A 24,136-nucleotide genomic window follows, 5' to 3' on the forward strand; every position below is an offset into this window, starting at 1 on the left:
TAGGAGTTTGATATGAAACTGGGCACCCCTGCTGAAACGGTTTCGGGCGAAAATCGTGTTGCGATGACCCCCGAATCTGCTGTTCAGCTACAAAAACTTGGCTTTGAGTGTGCAATACAAACTGGCGCCGGTAAAGCCGCTGGATTTGCAGATAAAGATTATAAAGCCGTTGGCGTAGAAGTTGTAAAAACTGCATCAGCTCTTTGGAAAGACAGCGATATTATTGCGAAAGTTCGTCAGCCAAGTGCGGCTGAGTTGAAGCGCCTTTCTAAAGGTCAAACTTTGATTTCCTTCTTCAATCCCGCTGGTAATGAAGATGGTATGAAGCTTGCTGAAAAGCAGGGCGTCAATGTCATTGCGATGGAAATGGTGCCACGTATTTCACGTGCGCAGAAAATGGATGCTCTATCATCCATGGCAAATATCGCTGGTTATCGTGCCGTCATCGAAGCTGGTAACAATTTTGGCCGTTTCTTTACGGGTCAAATTACAGCTGCGGGTAAAGTTCCACCGGCAAAAGTTTTAGTTGTTGGTGCAGGTGTTGCCGGCCTTGCAGCCATTGGTACATCTACATCGCTTGGCGCTATCACGTATGCCTTTGATGTTCGGCCCGAAGTTGCTGAACAAGTTGAAAGTATGGGTGCGGAATTTGTTTATCTCGATTTTGAAGAAGAGCAGAAAGATGGTGCTGCCAGTGGCGGATATGCATCGGTTTCATCTCCAGAATTTAGAGAAGCGCAGCTTGCCAAATTCCGTGAACTCGCGCCCGAAGTTGATATCGTAATTACAACGGCACTTATTCCAAACCGGGAAGCCCCTGAGCTTTGGACGGAAGATATGGTCAAGGCGATGAAGCCCGGTTCGGTTATCATCGATCTTGCTGCGGAAAAGGGCGGTAACTGTAAACTTACGGTTATGGATGAGAAAATTGTTACAAAAAATGGCGTGACAATTGTTGGTTATACGGATTTTCCAAGCCGCATGGCAACGCAAAGTTCGACGCTTTATGCAACAAATATCCGCCATATGATGACAGATCTTACGCCAGAAAAAGATGGTAAGATCAAACATGATATGGAAGATGATGTGATCCGTGGTTCAACGGTGACTTTCAAGGGTAAAGTAACATTCCCGCCGCCGCCGCCGAAAGTACAGGCTATTGCCGCCAAGCCAAAAGAAGTGAAGCCTGAGCTTACTTCTGAGGAAAAAGCTGCGGCGGAAGTTGCCGCTTTTAGACAAGCAAGCAAACAACAGTTCACATTGCTTGGGGCAGGTGCGGTATTGATGGCAATTATTGGTATGTATGCGCCAGCGAGCTTCATGCAGCACTTTATTGTGTTTGCTCTCGCATGCTTTGTTGGTTTTCAAGTTATTTGGAATGTATCACATTCACTACATACGCCTTTAATGGCTGTCACCAATGCGATCTCCGGGATCGTTATTTTGGGAGCGCTTTTGCAGGTCGGGTCAAGCAATTGGCTTGTTCTGGCATTATCGGCAATTTCAATCTTAATCGCATCGATCAACATTGTTGGTGGCTTCATGGTCACGCGCCGTATGTTGGCAATGTTCCAGAAGTCTTAAGGGGAGAGATGACATGAGTATTGGTATTGTATCTGCAGCTTATATTGCTGCATCTGTTCTCTTCATCCTGTCTCTGGGCGGTTTGTCTGGACAGGAAAGTGCAAAACGCGCCGTTTGGTATGGCATCGTTGGTATGGGCGTTGCGGTAGCTGCGACATTCTTTGGCCCCGGGATGGCAAATTACATCATCATTATTGCGATGATCGCTGTTGGATCATACCTAGGTATGGTTGTTGCCAAGAAAGTCGAAATGACCGAGATGCCGCAACTTGTGGCAGCGCTTCATTCCTTTGTTGGCCTAGCTGCGGTGTTTATTGGCTTTAATGCTGAGATCGAGCTGCAAGATGTTTTGGCGCTTAAGTCTGCTATGTCGCCTGATATGTCATCTGCGGAGAAGCTGGCATTCTTTAAGGAGTCCGGTCTTGCTGGGTTTGCCGAAAAACTTGCTAAGAAAACAGCGACAGAAATATCCATCTTGAAAGTCGAAGTTTTCTTGGGTGTATTTATCGGTGCTGTGACATTCACAGGTTCGGTAGTGGCCTTTGGTAAGCTTGCAGGCAAGGTTGACGGCAAGGCAAATAAATTGCCAGGTGGCCATATGCTTAATGCTGCTGCTGCCATTGCGTCGCTTATCTTGCTTATTATGTATTTCAATGGTGCTGGCATGTGGACACTCGTCCTTATGACACTCTTTGCATTCTTTATCGGGTACCATTTGATCATGGGCATTGGTGGTGCGGATATGCCTGTTGTTGTATCCATGTTGAATTCTTACTCCGGTTGGGCCGCTGCAGCCATCGGCTTTACGCTTGGCAATGATTTGCTGATTGTTGTTGGTGCGCTTGTAGGTTCATCTGGTGCAATTTTGAGTTACATCATGTGTAAGGCTATGAACCGTTCGTTCATTAGTGTTATTCTTGGTGGCTTCGGTGGCGGTCAAGCCGGTCCTGCGATGGAAGTTGATGGCGAACAGATTGCTATCGATGCAGATGGTGTTGCATCAGCTCTGCAAGATGCTGATAGCATTATCATCATTCCAGGCTATGGAATGGCAGTTGCGCAAGCTCAGCAGTCTGTGTCTGAATTGACAAAACGACTTCGTGCAAAAGGTAAGAATGTGCGTTTCGCCATTCATCCGGTTGCAGGTCGTTTACCCGGTCATATGAATGTTCTACTGGCTGAAGCAAAAGTACCATATGATATTGTTATGGAAATGGATGAAATCAACGACGATTTCCCTGAAACTGATGTGGCAATTGTTATCGGTTCAAATGACATCGTAAACCCAGCTGCACAGGAAGATCCAAACAGCCCGATTGCAGGTATGCCTGTGCTTGAATGTTGGAAAGCAAAACAAGTGTTTGTATCAAAACGTGGGCAAGGCACTGGCTATTCTGGTATTGAAAACCCACTCTTTTACAAAGAAAATACTCGCATGTTCTATGGTGATGCGAAGGCTAGCTTAGATTCGCTTCTAACAAAGATTGATTAGAGGGTTTTAATCCTCGTTCAATTGTAGCGAACTATAAGCTCTAAACAGGCGGCATTGCGACAGTGATGCCGCCTGTTTTTTGGTGTTAAAACCTCAATTTAGTTGCGTTGCGAAATGCGCGTCTCGAGTTCTTCTACCATCGCGTCGATGCGTTTTTTATTCGCACCTAAGTCTGATACACCCATTTTTGCTTGTGCGTAGATTGCCAAGGTTGATTGGGTATTAGAAATTTCAATCACTTCAATGTTTGTAGTGTCGGGAAATCTCAATGCCGGAGAACGTGTTAGAAAACGTAGCGTTAGCTCGCGTTCATCAGAAGAGAGTAACTCTGATTTTGGATTTGCTTCCAAGAGTAAAAGAATTTCTGCGAACAACTCTGAAGCGGGGATGTCATAGGTACTTGCAATAGTATCTGGCGTTTCCGCACAATAGTCTTCCGGGCAAAGGAGATATTGGTTTGGTTCTGGTGCTTTTTCTAAAGTCTCAATATTAATGGCTCCCAAGTCTGGGTTTCCCGATGTGAACTCCCAGACCCTCTCCAATCCGACAAATATATAGATGAATAGAATTACGGTTACGATTGCGGCGAGTGCGATAAGGGTTATTTTCATAAACAGAGCTTCTTAGATATTTTGCATATGTGCAAATTAATTTGCAGATTCTATCTAGGAATTCCTGCGCTCTCGATTAAGAGCATAAATTGCCGCACCGCGCGCACCGCTGGCATCTCCGCCTTGAGCCGTGACGAGCTTCGGTACGGTTGCTCCCGGGAGTAATTTAGGTTTTAGCAGGCTCCCAACTTTTTCGGTCACGATGGGTAATGCTCCCAGTCCGCCGCCAAACACGATAACTTCCGGATCATTTGTTTTTGCAATAATGGCGAGGAGATCGCTTAGTATCTCAAACCAGATATCTAGCAATGGTGCGTATTTTTGATCGGAAAATATCTCGTATGTTGTGGTTTCAGTACCAGTTTTATGTTTGACAAGTTTAACCAAACCCGGTCCAGCTAGAAGCGTTTCAAAACATCCGGGTTGTCCGCAACCGCAGTCTATGATGGGAAGGTCGTACTTATAGGCAGTTGATGCGGGAAACGGAATGTGGCCGATTTCCCCCCACTGGCCGTTGGCGCCTTCTATTACAATTTCTTGTGAAAATACCTGACCGGCGGCAACGCCTGTTCCAATTATAAGTCCAACAATATTGTTAAATTGTTGTGTATCTTTGAAGTTTGCCTCTGACTGCGCAAATGCATTGCTATCATTCAAAAGAGGAACGAAACGGCCAAATTTCTGCTCAATGTCAGATTCAAGGTGCTGTTGATCAAAGGGAAGGTTTGACGCAAATATCTGGCGAGTGGTTGGGTTGATTATTCCCGCGCTTGCCAAACCAATTGGGCCGCTAGGTGCCTGTTTTTCAATCCAGTTTAATTGCTCCAAGATACCCTCCAGCAGCAGAGCATAGCTGGTAACAGGTGTTTCAATCCGCCTTCGGTTTTGTTCATTGAAACTTTGATCAAACAGTCTCGCTTCGATCTTTGTTCCGCCTAAGTCTATGCCTGCACAGAATTTCATTTAATTTCTTCTTACCCAAAATTGATTGTCATCTCGATTTATAGGTAACATATCGAGAATTTTTGTATTGAAAAGAACATTTTACTTGCCAAACGATCTATATTCCGACAAGTGCGAAAAGTGCAACTAAAGAATTGACAGGGAAATCGCATTTATGAGCGAAATTGATGATTCAGATATTTACGGTGTTGATCGCTGGGGTGATGGGTATGTAACCAAGTTGGGTAACGGTGAGCTTGGCCTTCTGAACCCCTTATCGCCTGATCAACCTCCGATCAGTCTTCCCTCAATTATAGCGAACTTGGAAGCTCGTGGCATTCAGACGCCCGTTCTTATTCGCGTTGCATCTTATTTGAAACATTCACTCAACAGCCTGAATGACTGTTTTGCAAATGCTATCAAAAATTACAAATATAAGGGCGTTTATCGTGGCGTGTTCCCAATTAAGGTTAATCAGCAAGCGCAGGTGATCGACCGAATTACGGAATATGGCAGACCTTATAATTTTGGGCTTGAGGCAGGCTCAAAGCCTGAATTGGTCATAGCGCTCAGTCAGAAATTTGCACCGGATGCATTGATCATCTGTAACGGCGTTAAAGATAAGGAATTTATCGAACTTGCTATTCGGGCGCGGCAGTTGGGATTTAATGTCGTTCTTGTTCTCGAAAGTATGACAGAGTTAAATCTTGTTATCGAAGTTGCCAAAGAACTCGATCAGGAGCCACAGCTTGGTGTTCGAATTAAGCTAACCCATCAAGTAGGTGGTAATTGGGCGGAAAGCTCCGGCGACCGCTCAACTTTCGGTTTGTCTATCAGTCAGCTTGTAGACGTTATTGATCGCCTTAAGAAAGAAAAGCTGCTGCATTGTTTGGTCTTGCAACATTCTCACCTTGGATCTCAGATACCTAACGTGAATGATGTTCGGCGGGCGGTAACTGAAGCCTGTCGCGTTTTCATAAGCCTTTCTGGGGAGGGGGTTCCGCTCTCTTTTCTTGATCTCGGCGGTGGCTTGGGTATTGATTACACTGGTCAGAAAACGAGTACTGTTAATTCAACAAACTATACAATGGCCGAATATTGCACCAATGTGGTGGAAGCTGTCGGCTATGCTATGGATGAAGCGGGATTGGCTCACCCGACATTGGTAACAGAGAGCGGCAGGGCTGTTGTTGCTCATTCATCTTTTTTGGCGTTCAGTGTGCTTGAAACGACAGATTATCAACATAGTGATATGCCGGAACTTCAGTCTGATGATCACCACTTTTTATCGGATCTCACCGCTATTAAAGGCTATCTTTCAGTTGACAGGTTGCAAGAGTGTTTTAATGATGCTCGATATTATCGGGATGAGCTGCGCACATTGTTCAGTTATGGCAATATTTCAATTCGAGAAATGGCGCGGGCAGAAAAGATCTTCTTGCATGTCGCTTCACTCATTAAAGCTTTGGCAGATAAAGAGGATGTTACATCTGATGAGATGGAGGAGAAATTTGGTCAGCTTGTAGATATTTATCATTGTAACTTTTCTTTGTTTCAATCTCTGCCAGATGTTTGGGCAATTGACCAACTTCATCCAATCGTACCACTACAGCGCTTAAATGAGCCACCAACCCGGAAGGCCATTTTGTCCGACATCACTTGCGATTCAGATGGGAAAATTGATAATTTCATAATGGAATCTGGAGATGTCAGTGCTTTGCCACTACACGCCATAGATGATGATGAAGCTTATTATTTGGGTGTATTTTTTATCGGTGCTTACCAAGAGACTTTAGGTGATCTGCATAACCTGTTCGGCGATACTAATGTCGTCACAATTGATTTTGATGGCAAGGGTGGTTTTAATCTACTTAATGAGGTGGAAGGTGATAGCATCTCTGATGTCTTGTCTTATGTTGAATATGATCCAAAGGATTGTATAGATGCATTCAAAGAAACGTTGGAGCAAGCTGTTGATGCAGGTAAAATCAGCGTTAAAGAGCGCAAAAGCATTATGTTGATTTACAAGAATTTGATGAACGGTTACACATATTTTGAAAGCGCAGATACGCTTTAACTCCGTATATTGGGAAGGTTAGTCATGTCAAAAGTACTCGTTGTTGGCGCAGGTGGCGTTGGTTCAGTTGCTGTCCACAAGATGGCAATGAATTCAGAAATATTCTCAGAAATCACTTTGGCAAGTCGCCGCAAATTTAAGTGTGACGAGATTGCTACAGCTGTTATGGAACGCGTTGGCGTTACCATTCACACGGCGGAACTTGATGCCATGGATGTATCGGCTACGGTTGCTTTGATTAAAGAAACGGGAGCTGAACTTCTTGTAAATTTAGCACTGCCGTATCAGGATTTGGTTTTGATGGATGCTTGTCTGGAAGCTGGCATTAATTATCTTGATACCGCAAATTATGAACCGCCAGAGGAAGCTAAATTTGAATATTCCTGGCAATGGGCATATCAAGATCGTTTTAAAAAAGCAGGCTTGACGGCAATTCTTGGTTCTGGTTTCGACCCTGGTGTGACAAGTGTGTTTGCAACTTGGCTCCGTAAGCATAAGCTTGAGACGATCCGCCAGATCGATATTTTGGATTGTAATGGGGGAGATAATGGCAAAGCCTTTGCCACAAACTTTAATCCTGAGATTAATATTCGCGAAGTAACAGCGCCGGTTCGTCATTGGGAAAATGGGGCTTGGATAGAATCTGCAGCTATGTCGACTAAGGTTGCATTTGATTTTCCAAGTGTTGGCGAGAAAAACATGTACCTCATGTATCATGAGGAGCTTGAGAGCATAAAAACGCACTTCCCTGAGGTGGAACGCGCACGTTTTTGGATGACGTTTGGTGATGCCTATATCAACCATGTTACTGTACTGCAAAATATAGGTATGACGAGCATAGAACCTGTCAATCATGAGGGTGTTGAAATTATACCACTACAGTTTTTAAAAACCGTTCTACCTGACCCAGGTGAACTTGGTGAGTTGACCAAGGGTAAAACCTGTATTGGTGATATTGCAACTGGTATGAAGGATGGTGCTGAAAAGACTTATTATATCTATAACATTTGTGATCATGAAGAATGCTATGCGGAAGTAGGTAGCCAAGCCGTTGCCTATACAACTGGCGTTCCGGCTATGATTGGTGCAGCACAAGTTCTTAAAGGTAACTGGGCTGAAGCCGGTGTTTGGAATACCGAACAACTCGATCCTGATGATTATATGGAAATGCTTAATCAGCACGGGTTGCCGTGGCAGGTTCATGAACTTGATAAGCCTGTCGACTTTTAGGTGATCCGTTGAGCAAGCCACCAAAGATGATGGAAACACAGTCGGGCGGCGCAGGCCCGTTTGCGGATTTTGATTTATCTCGTGTCCAGTCTCCTTGTTTTGTTATTGATGAAGCAAAGGTGGAGCAAAATCTTAGTGTGCTTGCTGATATTGCAGACCGGTCAGGTGCTAAAGTTTTGTCTGCCCTTAAGGCATTTTCCTTTCCCGCACTTGCGCCTTTAGTAAGCAAATATCTCTCCGGCACATGTACATCTGGCTTGTTTGAAGCAAAACTCGCGAAGCAATTTTACTCTGGGGAGATCACAACGTTTTGTGCTGGATATAAAGAAACAGACCTACCGGAAATCATTGAGATATCTGACCATCTTATTTTTAATTCGTCTCAGCAGTTGAAACGTTTTATGCCTTTAATCCAAGGGCTTTGCTCGGATGTTGAAATTGGGTTGCGAATAAATCCTGAACACTCCGAGGGGCTTGTTGAAAAATATGATCCATGCGCGGCGTTTTCCCGGCTTGGAACTCCTATATCATCTTTGAGTGCTGATATGCTTGAAGGTGTTGTGGGATTACATTTCCATACATTATGCGAGCAGGAGTTTGAGCCGCTTGAGCGGACTTGGGCAGCGATCGAACCTCAGATACAGACGTTTTTGCCTCAGCTAGAATGGTTGAACTTTGGAGGTGGACACCATATCACGCGCGCGGATTATAATCGGGATGGATTGGTTCAACTCATTCAGGAGATCAGATCTAAAACTGGGCTGGATATTTATCTCGAACCGGGTGAAGCTGTTGCGCTGGATGCCGGCATTTTAGTTGGTGAAGTGCTTGATGTGGTTGAAAACGGCATGCCAATAGTAATTACTGATATTTCTGCAACCTGTCATATGCCTGATGTTATTGAAGCTCCATATCGTCCGGACATGCTGGGTGAAGCTAAATCCGGACCTCTTCATCGTTTAGGCGGGCCCTCATGTTTGGCTGGTGATGTCATCGGTGATTATAAGTTTGAAGGCTCACCAGATGTTGGTGATCGGATCGCATTTCTGGATCAGGCACATTATTCATTTGTGAAGACAAATACGTTTAATGGTGTACCACTTCCAGCTATTGCGCTTTGGAATTCGGAAACGGATGATCTTAAAATGATTTGTGAATTTGGTTATGAGGATTTCCGTATGCGGTTACACCAATGAGCAAAGTATTTTTAGATAGCGAGCTATCCGATCAAGAGCGCCAGCGAGAGGATGCAAAGTTTGTCATTATTCCAATGCCACTTGAGAGAACCGTCTCTTACGGTAGCGGTACACGGTTTGGTCCTGATGCGATTTTGGAAGCAAGTGATCAATTAGAGCGCCTGTGTTTTAATCGAGAAATATGTGAGGAAGGTATTTTCACTGAACCGTCAATAAGTTGTGATGGTGCTTTAGCAGATGTGATGCGACGTTTGAGTGAACGTACAAAGCTTGCTGTAAGCGAAGGCCGAATACCAGTCACATTGGGTGGTGAGCATAGCTTATCTTATGGAGCAGTTGTTGGTGTTCAGCAAGCTTTAGATGCCCCTGTTGGTGTTGTACAAATTGATGCGCACGCAGATTTGCGGAAAGCCTATCAAGATGAGAAATATTCTCATGCATCAGTAATGCAATTGCTGGCGGATGAAGATGTTCGCCTGGCACAATTCGGTGTACGTGCACTTTGTCGGGAAGAGGTTGATCGTAGGCTCGAGAAGCATGTTTTTCATATCGATGCAGAAGAGCTTGTCAGCAAGTCAATTTATGAGATCAATTTACCAGACGACTTTCCCGAAAATATCTACGTTTCATATGATGTGGATGGTTTAGACCCATCTGAAATGCCTGCGACCGGAACTCCGGTGCCAGGCGGGTTATCTTACTTTCAATCAATCCACATTGTTAAAAGCGCACTTAAGGGGCGTAATCTTGTAGGGCTGGATGTCGTAGAACTAGCACCCATTAAAGACATGGATGGTTGGAACTTTACAGCAGCACAGATTGTCTATGCTCTTATGACTCTCATTAAGTAACATTACTGGCAGTAACATTACTGGCAGTTGCCACAAATGCCGCGTAATTCGATGGCTGATTTTTGCAATGTAAAATGTTGCCTTTGAGCTATGTTTTTTAGTTCGTCTGATAAAGTATCATCTGAAAGCTCAGCAACGTTTCCGCAATTATTGCAAATTGTAAAAGCAATGGTCGTGTGCATATCACAATTTGGATGCTGGCAAGCAACAAATGCATTGAGACTTTCAAGGCGGTGAACGACACCAATTTCTATCAGCTTTTCCAATGCTCTATAGACTTGTAAAGGGGCACGAAACCCATCATCTCTCAAATTATCAAGAATAGTGTAAGCTGTTAGAGGCCCCTCTGAATCTTGCAGTGTCGACATCACAAGGCTTTGGTTTTTGGTTAAACCATCCAGACTATGTTGATGCATCTATTCCTCCTCTCGGTTCGTATTATGTGAAACTTTCACAAGATTCGCAATTGGCGATAAAGAGATCATGAAAAATGCGAATGCAGCAACGACAATGGATGGCCCTGCGGGTGTATCCCATGATAATGATCCGTAAAGTCCGCCAAAGACAGCGAACATTCCAATAAATGCGGCGATAATTGCCATTCGTTCTGGTGTCGTTGCAACTCGTCGTGCTGTCGCCGCAGGTATAATGAGCAGCGCTGTGATGAGAAGCACACCAACGATTTTCATGGCAATTGCGATTGTTGCCGATAAGAGCAGCATAAATGCAATATTGACCTGCATTGGGTTTATGCCTTCGGCTTTAGCGATTTCAGGGCTAACGGTGCTCGCAAATAATGGCCGCCAAATATAGGCCAGAATAGCCAAGATGATGAGAGCGCCAACCCAGATAGTGATGATGTCAGTATGTGATACAGCCAAAATATCACCAAACAAGAGACCTAAAAGATCAAACCGGATCCATGTCATAAATGCCAGTGCCACGAGACCAAGAGCTAAAGCTGTGTGCGACAGAAGGCCAAGAATTGCATCTGCTGATAATGATGCTTTTCTTTGCAAGACGACAAGCGCTAACGAAATACATGTTGATACTGCAAAAACAGCAAGCGTGATGTTGACCTCAAACAAGAAGGCAAGAGCTACGCCCAATAGTGCGGCGTGTGAAAGTGTATCGCCGAAATAGGCCATCCGCCGCCATACAATGAAACATCCAAGAGGACCAGCAATCAACGCTACACCAATGCCAGCTACAAGCGCACGTACAAAGAAATCATCAAGCATGACCGTGCCCTTTATGTTTATGCTTGTCGTGTTGGTGATGCCCATCATCGGGATGGCAATGTTGAGTTATTGATCCATCAGCGTGACGTACTGTGCCATCCGGTAGATGGGTGTGATCATGGTCATGCTCATAAATTGCCAATGCCTCGTCATTCCTATTGCCAAATAGTGCTTTATATCCAGGGTTGGAGGCTACAGAACTGGGTGTTCCTGAGCAGCAAACATGCCCATTAAGGCATATTACGCGATCGGTTGAGGCCATAACCACATGTAAATCGTGTGAGATAAGAAGTACGCCACAGTTCAATTCATCTCTGATCTTGGTAATCAACTTATATAGAGCGATTTCGCCTGCAAAATCGACACCTTGAACTGGTTCATCCAATACCAGAAGATTAGGTTTTCTGGCGATAGCACGTGATAACAATACACGCTGAAATTCACCACCAGAAAGATTTCTGAGTTCGGAATGAAGGAGATGGGAGGTTTGCGTGGCTTCAAGTGCATGTAGGCAGTCTTTTTTTGAGATCGAGCCTGTCAGGCGCATGAAACGGCTAACATCAAGAGGCATTGTCCAATCAATGTGCAGTTTTTGCGGTACATATCCAACCTTAAGATTTCTATGACGTGTTGCAGTTCCTTCGCTAGGTTTATGAAGCCCTAGTGCCAATTTTGCTGTGGTGGATTTGCCCGATCCGTTGGGCCCAATCAGAGTAACTATTTCACCTTGTTTGAGAATAAGGTCAACGCCACGGACAAGCCATCGACCATCACTTTCCACACTTGCGCGATCAAGCTTTATAAGTGGATCATCATATTTCATATGTCTCATGTTACTCGTCATTAGAATCAGGTTGCGGTTACCAAGCTGGCATGTTATATCATTACAAATTTGTTATAAAATAACATTACCAATTTCAATGTAGAGGTTTTCATTCGTGTTTTCAATAAAATCATTCTCAATAGCTTCACTTTTCCTTCTTCATGCGACTACCGCTTCTTTTTCCGCTCCCAAAGTGGTTACTAGTATAAAGCCTATCCATTCGCTTGCTGCGTCTGTGATGGGTGAAGTTGGCAAGCCAGCACTTTTGGTTGGTGGTGCATCGTCTCCGCATAGTTTTTCATTAAAGCCTTCTCAAGGAAAACTACTTCAGGAAGCTGATCTAATTTTTTGGGTAGGTCACGAGCTTGAGACTTTTCTAGAAAAACCGCTTGAAACTCTGACTGGTAATGGGCGTCCTATTTCGCTAATTGATGCAGATGGTATTCGACTTATTAAGTTCAGAGAGTTGGACAAATTTGGTGTAGTAGATGCACATGACGATCATGATGATCATGCAGAGCACGAAGATCACGATGATCATGCCAAGCACGAAGACCATGATGATCATGCCAAACATGAAGATCACGATGATCACGCCAAGCACGAAGATCACGATGATCACGCCAAACATGAAGATCACGATGATCACGCCAAGCACGAAGATCACGATGATCACGCCAAGCACGAAGATCACGATGATCATGCAGAGCACGAAGACCATGATGATCATGCCAAGCACGAAGATCATGATGATCACGCCAAGCACGAAGATCATGATGATCATGCCAAGCACGAAGAAGCTGGACATGGTCATGATCACGCGCATGATCACGCGGGTGGCGTCGATCCACACATCTGGTTGGATCCAGAAAATGCTAAAATTATTCTTGTAAAAATTAGAGATGAGCTTTCACGTCTTGATGCTGACAATGCGGCAATCTATGCCAAGAATACAGAAGCTGCATTAAAACAAATTTCAGCGCTTGACGAACAGCTTGTTGCGCTAACTGATCCAGTCAAGAACATGAAGTTTGTTGTTTTTCATGATGCTTATAATTATTTTGAAACAAGATACGGTCTGGCGGCAACCGCTGCGCTTCGGATATCCGCAGATGTTGCACCAGGAGCTAAAAATGTTCAGAGAGTGCGAGAACTGTTGGAAAAATCTGACGTCGGCTGTATTTTCACCGAACCTCAGTTCAATTCAAAAATCATTGACAATCTAGCAGATGGGCTAAATGTAAATGTTGGATTGATTGATCCTTTGGGCGCTGGTCTGGATGATGGAGCGGGTCTTTATAATAAGCTAATGCATAATGTAGCTTCATCATTTAGCGGATGTTTGTCTGCTTCGAACTAACATTATAACTCAAGTTGTGGTGGAGATTGTCGTCTATAATGAAGCAGAATATGCAAGGCCGCGCCTAATGCATAGGAACTTGCGAGAAAGACGACAACTCCATTTATACCAAAGCCGGAGTAAGCGGCCAGCAATATAGGTGTTCCTAAGGTGGTGCCAATGTTCCCCATTTGCGCAATACCACCATTGGATTTTGCTTGATCAGTAATTTTATCGTTCAGTTCTGGGATTGCTGCAAAGCCCGCACTTTGCAGCAATCCAAGGAGAAAGAATAAAAACAGCAGGGTGATAAGTACTTGATCTTGAACAGTTAGTGATAAAATTGCAAGGCTTGACCCCAGAAAGGCAAAGATCAGGATCTGAATTGTCGAAAAGTGTCTGATCAATATTGCACCACAGATGAATGAAGAGAATATGGCGATCAGTGGTAGGACACCAGCGGCTAATTTTACTTCGTTAGAGGGCAGCAGAAGAGGAAGTGCTGTGAGTATGGCTACGAAGGTAAGGGTATAAAACAACCAGCCAAAAGCCGGCGCTGATATCGATGGTGAACGATAGGCTTCTACATGTTCTCGGATTAGGTTTTCGATAGATAAATTGAATTTTGAAGCAATATTTGTTTTGGTGTCTGGAATTAGTTTCCAAATAAAAATTGCAGCAATAATCATGCATCCCGCATGGGCAAGAAATATGCTTCTAAGTCCAAAATTTTCAATCAGTGGTAAGCCTAAATAGGACGTTATAACAAATGATACGCCGAAGAATGTGCTCCATAAAGTCATGAGGGCTTTGGCATGTTCCTGCCTGCTTGTTTGAACCATGAGAGTTGGGGTTGCTACGACGATTGCTAGATGAGCTGCGCCTTCAATGATACGTAAAGCAATCATTACTTCCAATGGCAATAAGTTTGATTGAATAATAGACACGATAGCGCCGATTATTAATCCCCAGATCAGGGTTTTCTTATAACCCACTTGCGAAGCCATGACGCCTGCAAACATTCCAAAGAAAACACCTATAAATCCAATAAGCGATACAAGTAATCCCAAGCTTGTATCTGTATTTGGGTATTCCAATTGCAGATGTGAGAATGTTAGGCTCAGTTTCGCAAATTGAGCCGCAGCGGTGATGCCAGCAAACCACAGTATGAGCACACGAATGGCCGCATTGAATGTAAAGGAATTTTCGGACATTTGGTGACACTAAGTGAGTCTGTAGATTCGAGCCAGTACCAAAAATGATATTTTCTAAGACATAGTTTGCTTGGAAACAGTCGCATGTTGTTATAAGTCAGTCTGTAAGTGACGCTTGAATACTCCCGTATTCAAAATTATTTGTGTCGAATATCGAATTATCTAAAAGTGAGATGAAACTTGGAAAATAGCCGTTTTGACCAAATATTAGATGGTTTGAACGCATTGGTAATTATTATTGATGCTAATCGCCGAATTAAGTTTGCAAATAAAGCCGCGAAGAAAAAATTTGGTGATTCTGTTGTTGGAGAATCATTTGTTCGTATTGTTCGTCAACCAGATTGCCTTGCGGCTATTGATGCGGTGATGAATGGTGAAGGTGAACGGCGGGTTGAAATTACGATAGGAGCCTCGCCTTCTGCGACGTTTGAGATCAATATTAATTCTGTGGGGCAGGGGGCTTCAAATGAGACCCGCGTGGCACTTACGTTTGAGGATGTATCGCAAATAAGGGATGCGCAACTCATGCGTAGCGAGTTTGTAGCTAATGTTAGCCATGAGTTAAGGTCACCGCTCACGGCTTTAGCCGGTTTTATTGAAACTCTGAGCGGGCCGGCAAAAGATGATGCTGGCGCGCGGGAACGGTTCTTAGGTCTTATGGATAAAGAGGCCGCCCGGATGAAGCGTTTGATTGATGATCTTCTATCACTCTCAAAGTTACAAGGTAAGGAGCGCATTCGCCCATCAGGTCATGTCGATGTTCACCTGTTGGTGCAGCGAGTCATTGCAACGCTTACACCGATTAGTGAACAAGAACAGAAAAGCATCGACTTTAAGAATAATAGTAAAATCACGACGATCCTTGGTGATGAAGACGAGTTGATACAGATTTTTCATAATATAATCGAAAACGCGATTAAGTATGGAGCACTTGATACAGAAGTCTCGATTGAAATTTCGGACTTGGATCATGTTGCCGGGCTTGATGGAAGGGTGTTGGCTGCCTCTGTCTCAGATAAGGGGGCGGGAATTGCTGCTGAAGATATACCTCGCCTTACGGAGCGGTTCTACCGGGTAGATAAGAGCCGATCTCGAATCAAAGGTGGAACGGGTCTTGGTCTTGCAATTGTTAAGCATATTCTAAACAGACACCGAGGGCGTCTCCAGATTGAAAGCGAAGTAGGGGCCGGTTCGACGTTTACCATATTCTTACCTATCGGTGAAAAATAGCTCCACAACTTCCATATTTGTCCATTGTCACATAACTGTCATGTGAATGTCATATAACGGTTAAACAGGAGCTATAGAGAGTACCCACCGCACTTAAGATGCGGCATAAATTTTCTGACAGGAGAGATAAATGTCAAAATTGAATAAGCTTGTTGCTGCATTCGCAGCTGGCGCATGTGCACTTGCAATCAGCACAGCAGCAGCTTCTGCGCGCGACGAAATCCGTATCGTTGGTTCATCAACCGTATTCCCGTTTTCAACAACTGTTGCTGAGCGCTTCGGCAAAGAAACAGATTTCCCAACACCTGTTATCGAATCAACTGGTACTGGTGGCGGTTTGAAACTTTTCTGTGCTGGTGTTGGTGAAGCTCACCCTGACATCACAAATGCTTCTGCGCGCATTAAACAATCACAAATTGATGATTGTGCCGCAAATGGTATCAAAGACATCGTTGAAGTTAAAATTGGTTATGATGGCATTGTTATTGCAAATTCACGCGAAAGCGATGCTCTTGAACTAACACTTCAGGATGTTTTCTTGGCACTTGCTAAAGATGTTCCAGCTGGTGAAGACGGAAAAACTCAGGCTAACCCATACATGATGTGGTCTGACATTCGCCCTGAGCTTCCAAAAACAAAAATTGAAGTTCTTGGACCTCCACCAACATCAGGTACGCGTGCTGCGTTTGTTGAAATTGCTATGGAAGGCGGATGTAAGTCTTTCTCATGGATCAAAGACCTTAAGAAAGCTGACAAATCAGCTTACAAGCAACTTTGCCACACAATCCGTGAAGATGGCGCTTTCATCGAAGCTGGTGAAAATGATAACTTGATCGTACAAAAGCTACAGGCTGCACCAACTCAGTTCGGCATCTTTGGCTTTAGTTTCCTTGATCAAAACTCAGATGTTCTTCAAGGTGCTCTTGTCGATGGTGTTGCTCCTGAGTTTGAAAAAATTGCCGCTGGCGACTACCCGGTTTCTCGTTCGCTTTTCTTCTACGTGAAAAAAGCACACGTTGGCGTAATTCCTGGTATGGAAGAATTCCTTGCTGCATTCGCTAATGACGAAGCTTGGGGTGACGAAGGTTACCTGACCGAAAAAGGTCTCATCCCAATGGGTGATGAAGAGCGTGCTACTGTTGCAAAAACAGTTGCTGATCTAGCTCCAATGTCAATGTAGTTGATAAATACCTGATTGCGGGGTTTGAGATATCAACCCCGCAGTTTTCCTTCCTGATTTTTCAATTTTTATTTCAATTCTGGCATGAATGTTTGACCCATGAGCGATGTCCAATCCAAATTTCAAATAGGCGCAAATCCTTTTGTTAAGAAACGTTCCGGTTTTGGTAATGCAGCCATTTTAACTTTGTTGGTCGCCTGTTCTTCAGTCGCGATTTTGGTTACAATCGGAATTGTTATGTCTCTTATTTTTGAGACTATTCGTTTCTTCAAGCAAGTACCTATTACCGATTTTCTTTTCGGGCTTCATTGGAGCCCTCAAACAGCCATTACGGCAGAAGTTGTCGGGTCAAGTGGCGCGTTTGGTGCTGTTCCGCTCATTACAGGTACGTTGCTTATTAGTTTTATTGCGATGCTTATCGCCACCCCACTTGGCCTTGCCTCCGCTGTCTATCTTGCAGAGTTTGCTAGCAAGCGAACACGTGCGATAGCCAAGCCTCTCCTAGAGATGCTGGCGGGCATTCCATCTGTGGTTTATGGATTTTTTGCTGCATTGACGATCGCGCCTTTTATTCGCGATAGTGGCGCAGCAGTTGGGTTTCAAATATCATCTGAAAGTGCATTGGCCGCTGGTATTGCTATGGGCATTATGGTCGTTCCATTGGTGTCGTCTTTATCTGATGATGTGATTAACTCCGTTCCTCAATCATTGCGTGATGCCTCATTAGGTATGGGCGCAACGCACGCTGAAACGGTTCGCAATGTTGTGTTACCAGCTGCGATCCCCGGTATTGCAGGTAGTTTGCTTTTGGCCACATCAAGCGCTATTGGCGAAACGATGATTGTTGTTATGGCGGCGGGTCTTGCGGCAAACCTTACTCTAAACCCATTTGAAGCTGTTACAACAGTTACAGTGCAGATTGTGACATTGCTTACAGGGGATCAAGAATTTGACAGCGCTAAAACCCTGTCCGCTTTCGCGCTGGGCCTTTTCCTCTTCGTTATCACGCTGGTGCTGAATGTTATTGCACTTAAGATAGTCAATCATTTCCGAGAGCAGTATGACTAATTTATTCTCTTCCCAAGCGCCTGAACTTAAGCGTCGTCGTGCATCTGAGGCTAGGTTCAAATTTAGTGGGTTAGCTGCAATTGTATTTGCAATTGGCTTTCTTATCGTCATGGTTGGGTCAATTGCCTGGACCGGTTCTGGTGCATTGCGCGAAAGCGTTATTCAGATAAGTGTTGATCTTGGTCCTGACAATGTGGATCCAGAAAATCTGGCGAAAGCAAAATACTCGACTATTGTGAAAGACGCCTTAAAAGACCGTTTTCCAGATATTAAGAAGCGCAAAGACCGCCGGAAATTATATGGAATTTTGAGCCCTGATGCGAGTTTAGAATTAAAACAATTTGTATTACAAAATCCGCAAGTTGTAGGCGGAGTTACAGATGTTTGGCTTCTGGCTTCTGATGACGTTGATTTGTTTTTCAAAGGCAGTGTGGATACGTCTTTAGCTGAAAATCGTCGCAAATTTAGTGACTTGGAAATTGGTTTGGTCGATTCACTTTCAGAAAACAACCAGATCGTTCGTCAATTTAATACACGTTTCTTCTTAAATGGAGATTCAAGAGAGCCGGAACTTGCCGGTATATTAAGTTCTTTAATGGGATCGGCATTTACGCTTCTGATTTGTTTTGCAATTTCCTTCCCTGTGGGCGTGGGGGCTGCAATATATCTTGAAGAATTTGCGAAAAAGGATCGAGTAAGCGAATTTATTGAAGTAAACATCAATAATCTTGCGGCAGTTCCGTCAATTGTATTTGGACTTCTAGGACTCGCAATTTTTCTAAACTTTTTTGGGCTGCCTCGTTCATCACCGCTCGTCGGTGGCATGGTGCTTGCCTTGATGACGCTGCCAACAATTATTATTGCGTCCCGTGCTGCTCTTCGCGCGGTTCCGCCATCCATCCGGGAAGCCGCTCTTGGGTTGGGTGCCAGCAATATACAAACAACATTCCATCATGTAGCACCATTGGCTTTACCTGGTATGTTAACTGGTGCAATTGTGGGTATGGCAAGAGCTTTGGGTGAAACGGCACCATTGCTTATGATCGGTATGGTGGCCTTTATCGCGGATGTACCAAAAGGCATAATGGATTCTGCAACGGCTTTACCCGTACAGATTTTCCTTTGGGCTGATGCGCCGCAACGGGGGTTCATGGAAAAAACCTCTGCTGCTATTATCGTTCTTTTGGTTTTCCTTGTTTTAATGAATATACTTGCCGTGATTGTGCGCCGGAAATTTGAGCGTAGGTTCTAGGTTGATTGGAGCGGACAATGTTAAATAATACTGTCGAGAGTGAGAAAAAAATGGCGGAAGTCGAAAACGCGCTCATGGGGAATGGGCCGATTATCAAAGCCAAAGATGTACGGGTTTTTTATGGTGAAAAACAAGCTTTGCAAGATGTAAGTATAGATTTTGCAAAAAATCAGGTTACCTCACTTATCGGCCCGTCCGGTTGCGGTAAATCCACATTTTTGCGCTGTATCAACCGTATGAATGATCTTGTTGACATTGCGCGGGTCGAAGGTGAAATTCTGATTGAAAATCATGATATCTATGCCAAAGATGTTGATGTTGTTGCCTTGCGTGCTCACGTTGGAATGGTGTTTCAAAAACCCAACCCGTTTCCCAAATCTATTTATGATAATGTTGCCTATGGTCCCCGTATCCATGGAACATCGCAATCCAAAGATGAGCTTGATCATATCGTTGAAACAAGTTTGAAACGTGCGGGTTTGTGGAATGAGGTCAGTGACCGTTTAGACCAGCCTGGCAACGGTCTTTCAGGTGGTCAGCAGCAACGGCTATGTATTGCACGAACGATAGCGATTGAACCTAAAGTACTTTTAATGGACGAGCCGTGTTCTGCGCTTGATCCCATTGCAACAGCCATAGTTGAAGAGCTCATTGACGAGTTGAGTGAGCGCTTTACAATTATTATTGTGACTCATTCAATGCAGCAAGCAGCTCGAGTATCACAGAAAACCGCATTCTTTCATTTGGGTAACCTCGTTGAACATGGTGATACAGACCAGATATTCACAAACCCTAAAGATGAACGTACAGAAAATTATATTACTGGCCGTATTGGTTAGTGGAGAAAATTATGGTGAATGATCCACATATTGTCACATCGTTTGACGCAGATTTAAAGGCGATTGAGAGCCTCGTGCTTGAAATGGCGGGATTGGTTGAAGCACAGGTCAACGATTGCGTAACGTGTCTTCTAAAACACGACATTGAGCTTGTTTCAAGTATTCGCGCTTCTGATAAAAGGGTTGATGCTCTTGAGATTGAGATTAGCGATATGGCGATCAGAGTGCTAGTGCAGCGGCAGCCAATGGCTCAGGACCTGCGTGCCGTTGTTGTGGCGTTGAAAATGGTCAGCAATCTTGAACGTATTGGTGACTATGCAAAGAATGTTGCCAAACGCGCTTCGGTGGTCAATGAAGTTATCTCATTAGGATCGTCGTCAGAAACAATCTCGCGTATGAGCGCAATTGTACAGGAAATGGTTCGCGGCGTGGTCGATGCATACGTGTCTCGGGATATTGAGATGGCAAATCTATGGCGTGCTAAAGATGAGGAAGTTGACCTCATGCACAATACGCTCTTCCGTGAATTATTGACCTACATGATGGAAAATCCGCGTAATATTACATCTTGCATGCACTTATTGTTTATTGCCAAGAACTTTGAACGAATGGGTGATCATACGACGAACATCGCTGAACAAGTTCATTATATGGTTAGCGGTGAATTGCCGGATGACGATCGCCCCAAGAGTGATGTGACATCGTCAATTACAGTCGAGTTAGACGGTTAATCTAGATAGGAAAAGTCATGTCTGATTTCGGTACTGCCAAAATTTTGGTTGTCGAAGATGAGCCAGCGCAAATGGAGCTTTTGGCTTATAATATTGAAAAAGAAGGTTTTTCTGTTGTTCGCGCAATGGATGGCGATGAAGGCCTGTTGGCGGCTGAAGAATCTAGTCCTGATCTCATCGTGCTTGATTGGATGCTTCCTAATGTTTCGGGTATTGAAGTTTGCAGACAGTTGAAACGACGAAAAGACACATCTGATACGCCTGTGATTATGTTGACTGCGCGCGGTGAAGAATCTGATCGCATCCGCGGTCTAGACACAGGCGCTGATGACTACATGGTAAAACCATACTCCGTATCTGAGCTAATGGCACGGGTTCGCGCGTTGTTACGGCGTAGTCGTCCGAGCACATCAACACAAGTACTTTCATACAAGGAAATTAATGTCGATTTGGAACGCCATCGTGTCAATTATGGTGATGACACCGTTAAATTGGGGCCGACCGAGTTTCGATTATTGGTGTTCCTACTAGAAAAGCCTGGTCGTGTTTGGAGTCGTGAGCAACTGTTGGACCGTGTTTGGGGTATAAACAGCGATATCGATTTGCGCACAGTGGACGTTCATGTCGGACGCTTGCGTAAAGCGCTTAAACAAAATGGAAAATCTGATCCAGTACGCACGATCAGGGGTTTTGGTTATTCTCTTGATCAGGATGATTAAGTTAAGTGTAAATACCCTTAACTATCAGTCACGCTATATTTCTGTTTAAAGAACGTGACCATTTCGGGAACAAGATTATCTGCATAACCATCTTCGATAGCTGCGCTCATCGCATTTTTGGCTGCCTTTGACATGATGCTGTCCACACCCAGATCTTCTGCCATCTGACCGTAGTAACCAATATCTTTTGAACCGTTTTTGATGCTGAACGCTAGATTTTCAGGATTGCCATCTATCGCATATGCTTTGATAAAATCCATCATCATGGAATGAAGAGGCCCAGCCGACATGACGTCATAAACTTTTTGAGGGTCAACGCCGGATTTTGCAGCCATCGCGAAGATTTCTGACATAGCGGACGCTGTTGTCATGGCAAGGAAGTTATTGAAGAGTTTGATTGTGTGACCTGTTCCAAGTTCACCAAGGTGAAAAACATTTTCACCCAGATCATTTAATATTGGTTCAATTCTATCATAAGCGGTTTTATCGCCGGCGGCCATAATATTTAATTTCCCTTCCATAGCATGAGAAGGGGTACGGCCAAGCGGGCCATCCAGATATTGAGAGCCGACGGCCGCTACCTTTTCGCCAAGCATCTTGGTGGAACTGGGCAGCGATGTGCCGAAGTCAACGACGACGGTGTTTGGCTTTAAGCCTGCAATCACGCCGTTGTCACCTAACATGCGAGACTCAACATGATCAGATGTACCCATACATAGCATGACTATATCGCTGGCAGAGGCAAGTTCCTTTGCAGAATTTGCTTCTGTTGCGCCCTTGGCTAAAGCTGCTTCTATGCCTTTGCGGGACTTGTTGCCCAACACGATAACTTTATGATTTTTAGAAAGAAGACGATCAACCATAGCTGCACCCATAAGGCCTAAGCCGATAAATCCTATTGTTTGGTCTGCCATGTTGACTTCCTTCTATAAAATGTGGTTCTGGAACGTGTTTTATTGAAAATACTCTATTTTCACGAAAATACTAGAATTAATCGTGAAAATATGCAACTTGGTTTAACGATACTCGTGAACCACACTGGCGTTAGTCAAATGAAATGGAAATTTAGTGACAGCTCTCATTATTGATAAGGTTGCAAGTTCGTCTGATATCTATTGGGATATTCGGCAGCGTTTGATTTTTGCACACTATGTTCCAGGTTCTAAATTGAAACCTGAAGAGCTTCGTCTGGCATATGGATGTGCAGCGAGTACCGTTCGGGAAGTGCTATTTAGACTTTCATGCGACAAACTTATAGATTTTGAAGAGCATAAGGGATTTAGGGTCCCGCAAGCATCGGAACAAATGTGCAATGAAGCGATTGAAATTCGCATTATGATCGAGTGTGAGGGTGCCAGTCTTTCCATCGCCAAAGGTGGCCTTGAATGGGAGGCGAAATTAACAGCTGCTCACCATAAGCTTGCGCATGTTGAAGGCAAGTTTAGCGATGCACAGAATGACCGAGACTTATTTGATATCTGGTGTAAATGCGAATGGGAGTTTCATGAGACACTTGTGTCAGGATGTGGATCGACTCTTTTGCGTGAACAGCACCGAGACATATACGATTTACATCGGATACATATGATTGGTCTCTCGGGTGGTACTGGTTTCAGGCAGGATAATATTGCTGAGCATCGTGCAATTATTGAAGCGGCGATAGAGCGAGATGTGAGTGTATGTCGAGAGAAAATTGCCAACCATTTACATAAATATGGTTGAGTAAAACCGTCTTTCGCGTAAAAAATGTATAAGGAGCAGGATATGGGTGAACGATTAAAGGGTAAAACAGCTCTATTAACAGCTGCAGGTCAGGGAATTGGTAGAGCAACCGCAATTGCCATGGCAAATGAAGGCGCGCAAGTTATTGCCTCTGACATAAATGAAGACGCGTTGAATAATCTTTCTGCCGAAACGAATGGAAATATTACGATCACAGTTCTTGATGTTCGCTCAGATGCTGCCGTGGAGCAGGCAGCGAAGGATTATTCACCTAATGTATTGTTTAATTGCACTGGCTTTGTCCATTCTGGCACCGTTTTGGAGTGTACGGATGATGAGTGGGACTTTGCGTTTGATCTGAACGTTAAGTCTGCGTTTAGAATGATCAAGGCATTTTTGCCAAGCATGATTGAACAGGGGAATGGATCAATCATTAATATGGCATCGGCAGCGTCCTCAATCATTGGTGCACCAAATAGATTTGTCTATGGTGCAACTAAAGCAGCGGTCATTGGGATGACAAAATCAGTCGCGGTTGACCACATTAAAATGGGTATTCGTTGCAATGCAATTTGCCCGGGGACCGTGCAAAGTCCGTCGCTTGAAGACCGCCTTCATGCAATGGGGGATTATGAAGAGGCGCGCAAAGCCTTTATCGCTCGTCAACCTATGGGGCGAATTGGAACACCAGAAGAAATTGCTGCATTAGCAGTCTACCTAGCATCCGAAGATAGTGCATTTACCACCGGTCAAGCAATGTTAATTGATGGCGGTTGGGCAGGATAATTATTGGAG

Annotated in this window: 22 protein-coding genes and 1 pseudogene; 16 read left to right on the top strand and 7 right to left on the bottom strand. The window is 44.2% G+C overall.

Features of this window, described 5'->3' with window-relative positions; all coding sequences use genetic code 11:
- Positions 1-12 precede the first annotated feature (12 nt).
- Positions 13-1,584, top strand: a complete 1,572-nt coding sequence (locus AB2J24_RS00880; RefSeq protein ID WP_367384096.1) for a Re/Si-specific NAD(P)(+) transhydrogenase subunit alpha — start codon at positions 13-15, stop codon at positions 1,582-1,584.
- Between the two features lie 13 nt (positions 1,585-1,597).
- Positions 1,598-3,076, top strand: coding sequence for an NAD(P)(+) transhydrogenase (Re/Si-specific) subunit beta (locus tag AB2J24_RS00885; RefSeq protein WP_367384097.1), 1,479 nt, complete (start codon positions 1,598-1,600; stop codon positions 3,074-3,076).
- 98 nt (positions 3,077-3,174) lie between these two features.
- On the opposite strand, the gene AB2J24_RS00890 is transcribed toward AB2J24_RS00885, so the two are convergent.
- Both AB2J24_RS00890 and AB2J24_RS00895 read right to left on the bottom strand, forming a co-directional pair.
- Positions 3,175-3,687, bottom strand: coding sequence for a DUF1499 domain-containing protein (locus AB2J24_RS00890; protein ID WP_367384098.1), 513 nt, complete (start codon positions 3,685-3,687; stop codon positions 3,175-3,177).
- 54 nt (positions 3,688-3,741) lie between these two features.
- Positions 3,742-4,650, bottom strand: coding sequence for an ROK family protein (locus AB2J24_RS00895; protein WP_367384099.1), 909 nt, complete (start codon positions 4,648-4,650; stop codon positions 3,742-3,744).
- Positions 4,651-4,804: 154 nt separating this feature from the next.
- On the opposite strand from AB2J24_RS00895, the gene speA reads away from it, so the two are divergent.
- The 4 genes from speA to speB are packed head-to-tail and all read left to right on the top strand — an operon-like array spanning position 4,805 to position 9,983.
- Complete coding sequence (speA, locus tag AB2J24_RS00900) at positions 4,805-6,706, top strand: biosynthetic arginine decarboxylase (RefSeq protein ID WP_367384100.1); 1,902 nt, start codon at positions 4,805-4,807, stop codon at positions 6,704-6,706.
- 24 nt (positions 6,707-6,730) lie between these two features.
- A complete protein-coding gene (locus tag AB2J24_RS00905; protein ID WP_367384101.1) occupies positions 6,731-7,936 on the top strand; it encodes a saccharopine dehydrogenase family protein in 1,206 nt (401 codons plus the stop codon).
- An 8-nt stretch (positions 7,937-7,944) separates the two neighbouring features.
- On the top strand, positions 7,945-9,132 hold the full coding sequence (locus AB2J24_RS00910) for a carboxynorspermidine decarboxylase (RefSeq protein WP_367384102.1): 1,188 nt from the start codon (positions 7,945-7,947) through the stop codon (positions 9,130-9,132).
- Positions 9,129-9,983, top strand: coding sequence for an agmatinase (speB, locus tag AB2J24_RS00915; RefSeq protein WP_367384103.1), 855 nt, complete (start codon positions 9,129-9,131; stop codon positions 9,981-9,983). The genes AB2J24_RS00910 and speB overlap by 4 nt, the downstream gene beginning before the upstream one ends.
- Before the next feature lie 17 nt (positions 9,984-10,000).
- On the opposite strand, the gene AB2J24_RS00920 is transcribed toward speB, so the two are convergent.
- From AB2J24_RS00920 to znuC, 3 genes are read right to left on the bottom strand one after another with little or no spacing between them, the layout of a single operon-like run.
- Complete coding sequence (locus tag AB2J24_RS00920) at positions 10,001-10,399, bottom strand: Fur family transcriptional regulator (protein WP_162652741.1); 399 nt, start codon at positions 10,397-10,399, stop codon at positions 10,001-10,003.
- Entirely contained in the window at positions 10,400-11,224 is an 825-nt protein-coding gene (locus tag AB2J24_RS00925) for a metal ABC transporter permease (protein WP_367384104.1), read from the bottom strand. It abuts the gene before it with no gap.
- The gene (gene znuC / locus AB2J24_RS00930) at positions 11,217-12,056 is read right to left on the bottom strand and encodes a zinc ABC transporter ATP-binding protein ZnuC (protein WP_162652739.1); all 840 of its coding nucleotides are present in this window, start codon (positions 12,054-12,056) and stop codon (positions 11,217-11,219) included. Before znuC ends, AB2J24_RS00925 begins: the two co-directional genes overlap by 8 nt.
- Positions 12,057-12,162: 106 nt before the next feature.
- On the opposite strand from znuC, the gene AB2J24_RS00935 reads away from it, so the two are divergent.
- Positions 12,163-13,407, top strand: a complete 1,245-nt coding sequence (locus AB2J24_RS00935) for a zinc ABC transporter substrate-binding protein (protein WP_367384105.1) — start codon at positions 12,163-12,165, stop codon at positions 13,405-13,407.
- A gap of 2 nt (positions 13,408-13,409) precedes the next feature.
- Here AB2J24_RS00935 and AB2J24_RS00940 read toward each other — a convergent pair whose 3' ends face one another.
- Complete coding sequence (locus AB2J24_RS00940; protein ID WP_162652738.1) at positions 13,410-14,600, bottom strand: MFS transporter; 1,191 nt, start codon at positions 14,598-14,600, stop codon at positions 13,410-13,412.
- 180 nt (positions 14,601-14,780) lie between these two features.
- On the opposite strand from AB2J24_RS00940, the gene AB2J24_RS00945 reads away from it, so the two are divergent.
- The 7 genes and pseudogenes from AB2J24_RS00945 to phoB all read left to right on the top strand — a co-directional run bounded on the left by AB2J24_RS00945 (position 14,781) and on the right by phoB (position 21,619).
- Positions 14,781-15,830: an ATP-binding protein gene (locus AB2J24_RS00945; RefSeq protein ID WP_367384106.1), complete on the top strand. Its 1,050-nt coding sequence runs from the start codon at positions 14,781-14,783 to the stop codon at positions 15,828-15,830.
- 130 nt (positions 15,831-15,960) lie between these two features.
- Positions 15,961-17,010: a substrate-binding domain-containing protein gene (locus AB2J24_RS00950; RefSeq protein ID WP_367384107.1), complete on the top strand. Its 1,050-nt coding sequence runs from the start codon at positions 15,961-15,963 to the stop codon at positions 17,008-17,010.
- A 186-nt stretch (positions 17,011-17,196) separates the two neighbouring features.
- Positions 17,197-18,078: pseudogene (gene pstC, locus AB2J24_RS00955) on the top strand (phosphate ABC transporter permease subunit PstC); the annotation flags it as partial.
- Positions 18,071-19,330 carry a phosphate ABC transporter permease PstA gene (gene pstA, locus AB2J24_RS00960; RefSeq protein ID WP_162652734.1) on the top strand — a complete coding sequence of 420 codons (1,260 nt, stop codon included), beginning with the start codon at positions 18,071-18,073 and terminating at the stop codon, positions 19,328-19,330. The pseudogene pstC and the gene pstA, both read left to right, overlap by 8 nt.
- A gap of 50 nt (positions 19,331-19,380) precedes the next feature.
- Positions 19,381-20,169: a phosphate ABC transporter ATP-binding protein PstB gene (gene pstB / locus AB2J24_RS00965; RefSeq protein WP_367384496.1), complete on the top strand. Its 789-nt coding sequence runs from the start codon at positions 19,381-19,383 to the stop codon at positions 20,167-20,169.
- Positions 20,170-20,180: 11 nt separating this feature from the next.
- On the top strand, positions 20,181-20,900 hold the full coding sequence (gene phoU / locus AB2J24_RS00970; protein ID WP_162652732.1) for a phosphate signaling complex protein PhoU: 720 nt from the start codon (positions 20,181-20,183) through the stop codon (positions 20,898-20,900).
- Positions 20,901-20,917: 17 nt separating this feature from the next.
- Positions 20,918-21,619, top strand: a complete 702-nt coding sequence (gene phoB / locus AB2J24_RS00975; protein ID WP_162652731.1) for a phosphate regulon transcriptional regulator PhoB — start codon at positions 20,918-20,920, stop codon at positions 21,617-21,619.
- A 17-nt stretch (positions 21,620-21,636) separates the two neighbouring features.
- On the opposite strand, the gene AB2J24_RS00980 is transcribed toward phoB, so the two are convergent.
- Positions 21,637-22,533 (bottom strand): NAD(P)-dependent oxidoreductase, encoded by an 897-nt coding sequence (locus tag AB2J24_RS00980; RefSeq protein ID WP_367384108.1) that lies wholly within the window; start codon positions 22,531-22,533, stop codon positions 21,637-21,639.
- A gap of 154 nt (positions 22,534-22,687) precedes the next feature.
- Here AB2J24_RS00980 and AB2J24_RS00985 point away from each other — a divergent pair, with 154 nt between their 5' ends.
- Together AB2J24_RS00985 and AB2J24_RS00990 are read left to right on the top strand one after the other, a co-directional pair.
- On the top strand, positions 22,688-23,341 hold the full coding sequence (locus tag AB2J24_RS00985; protein ID WP_162652729.1) for a GntR family transcriptional regulator: 654 nt from the start codon (positions 22,688-22,690) through the stop codon (positions 23,339-23,341).
- A gap of 42 nt (positions 23,342-23,383) precedes the next feature.
- The gene (locus tag AB2J24_RS00990; RefSeq protein WP_367384109.1) at positions 23,384-24,127 is read left to right on the top strand and encodes an SDR family oxidoreductase; all 744 of its coding nucleotides are present in this window, start codon (positions 23,384-23,386) and stop codon (positions 24,125-24,127) included.
- Positions 24,128-24,136 lie beyond the last annotated feature (9 nt).

The organism is Lentilitoribacter sp. EG35 (genome assembly GCF_040784015.1).
Taxonomy (GTDB): domain Bacteria; phylum Pseudomonadota; class Alphaproteobacteria; order Rhizobiales; family Rhizobiaceae; genus Lentilitoribacter.

Bases quoted from the DNA above. Each gene is read 5' to 3' on its own strand.
- AB2J24_RS00885 (WP_367384097.1), top strand. From the start codon at position 1,598: ATGAGTATTGGTATTGTATCTGCAGCTTATATTGCTGCATCTGTTCTC.
- phoU (WP_162652732.1), top strand. From the start codon at position 20,181: ATGGTGAATGATCCACATATTGTCACATCGTTTGACGCAGATTTAAAG.
- znuC (WP_162652739.1), bottom strand. From the start codon at position 12,056: ATGAGACATATGAAATATGATGATCCACTTATAAAGCTTGATCGCGCA.
- speB (WP_367384103.1), top strand. From the start codon at position 9,129: ATGAGCAAAGTATTTTTAGATAGCGAGCTATCCGATCAAGAGCGCCAG.
- AB2J24_RS00925 (WP_367384104.1), bottom strand. From the start codon at position 11,224: ATGCTTGATGATTTCTTTGTACGTGCGCTTGTAGCTGGCATTGGTGTA.
- AB2J24_RS00905 (WP_367384101.1), top strand. From the start codon at position 6,731: ATGTCAAAAGTACTCGTTGTTGGCGCAGGTGGCGTTGGTTCAGTTGCT.
- AB2J24_RS00890 (WP_367384098.1), bottom strand. From the start codon at position 3,687: ATGAAAATAACCCTTATCGCACTCGCCGCAATCGTAACCGTAATTCTA.
- phoB (WP_162652731.1), top strand. From the start codon at position 20,918: ATGTCTGATTTCGGTACTGCCAAAATTTTGGTTGTCGAAGATGAGCCA.
- AB2J24_RS00950 (WP_367384107.1), top strand. From the start codon at position 15,961: ATGTCAAAATTGAATAAGCTTGTTGCTGCATTCGCAGCTGGCGCATGT.
- pstA (WP_162652734.1), top strand. From the start codon at position 18,071: ATGACTAATTTATTCTCTTCCCAAGCGCCTGAACTTAAGCGTCGTCGT.
- AB2J24_RS00895 (WP_367384099.1), bottom strand. From the start codon at position 4,650: ATGAAATTCTGTGCAGGCATAGACTTAGGCGGAACAAAGATCGAAGCG.
- AB2J24_RS00880 (WP_367384096.1), top strand. From the start codon at position 13: ATGAAACTGGGCACCCCTGCTGAAACGGTTTCGGGCGAAAATCGTGTT.
- AB2J24_RS00920 (WP_162652741.1), bottom strand. From the start codon at position 10,399: ATGCATCAACATAGTCTGGATGGTTTAACCAAAAACCAAAGCCTTGTG.
- AB2J24_RS00940 (WP_162652738.1), bottom strand. From the start codon at position 14,600: ATGTCCGAAAATTCCTTTACATTCAATGCGGCCATTCGTGTGCTCATA.
- speA (WP_367384100.1), top strand. From the start codon at position 4,805: ATGAGCGAAATTGATGATTCAGATATTTACGGTGTTGATCGCTGGGGT.
- AB2J24_RS00990 (WP_367384109.1), top strand. From the start codon at position 23,384: ATGGGTGAACGATTAAAGGGTAAAACAGCTCTATTAACAGCTGCAGGT.
- pstB (WP_367384496.1), top strand. From the start codon at position 19,381: ATGGCGGAAGTCGAAAACGCGCTCATGGGGAATGGGCCGATTATCAAA.
- AB2J24_RS00980 (WP_367384108.1), bottom strand. From the start codon at position 22,533: ATGGCAGACCAAACAATAGGATTTATCGGCTTAGGCCTTATGGGTGCA.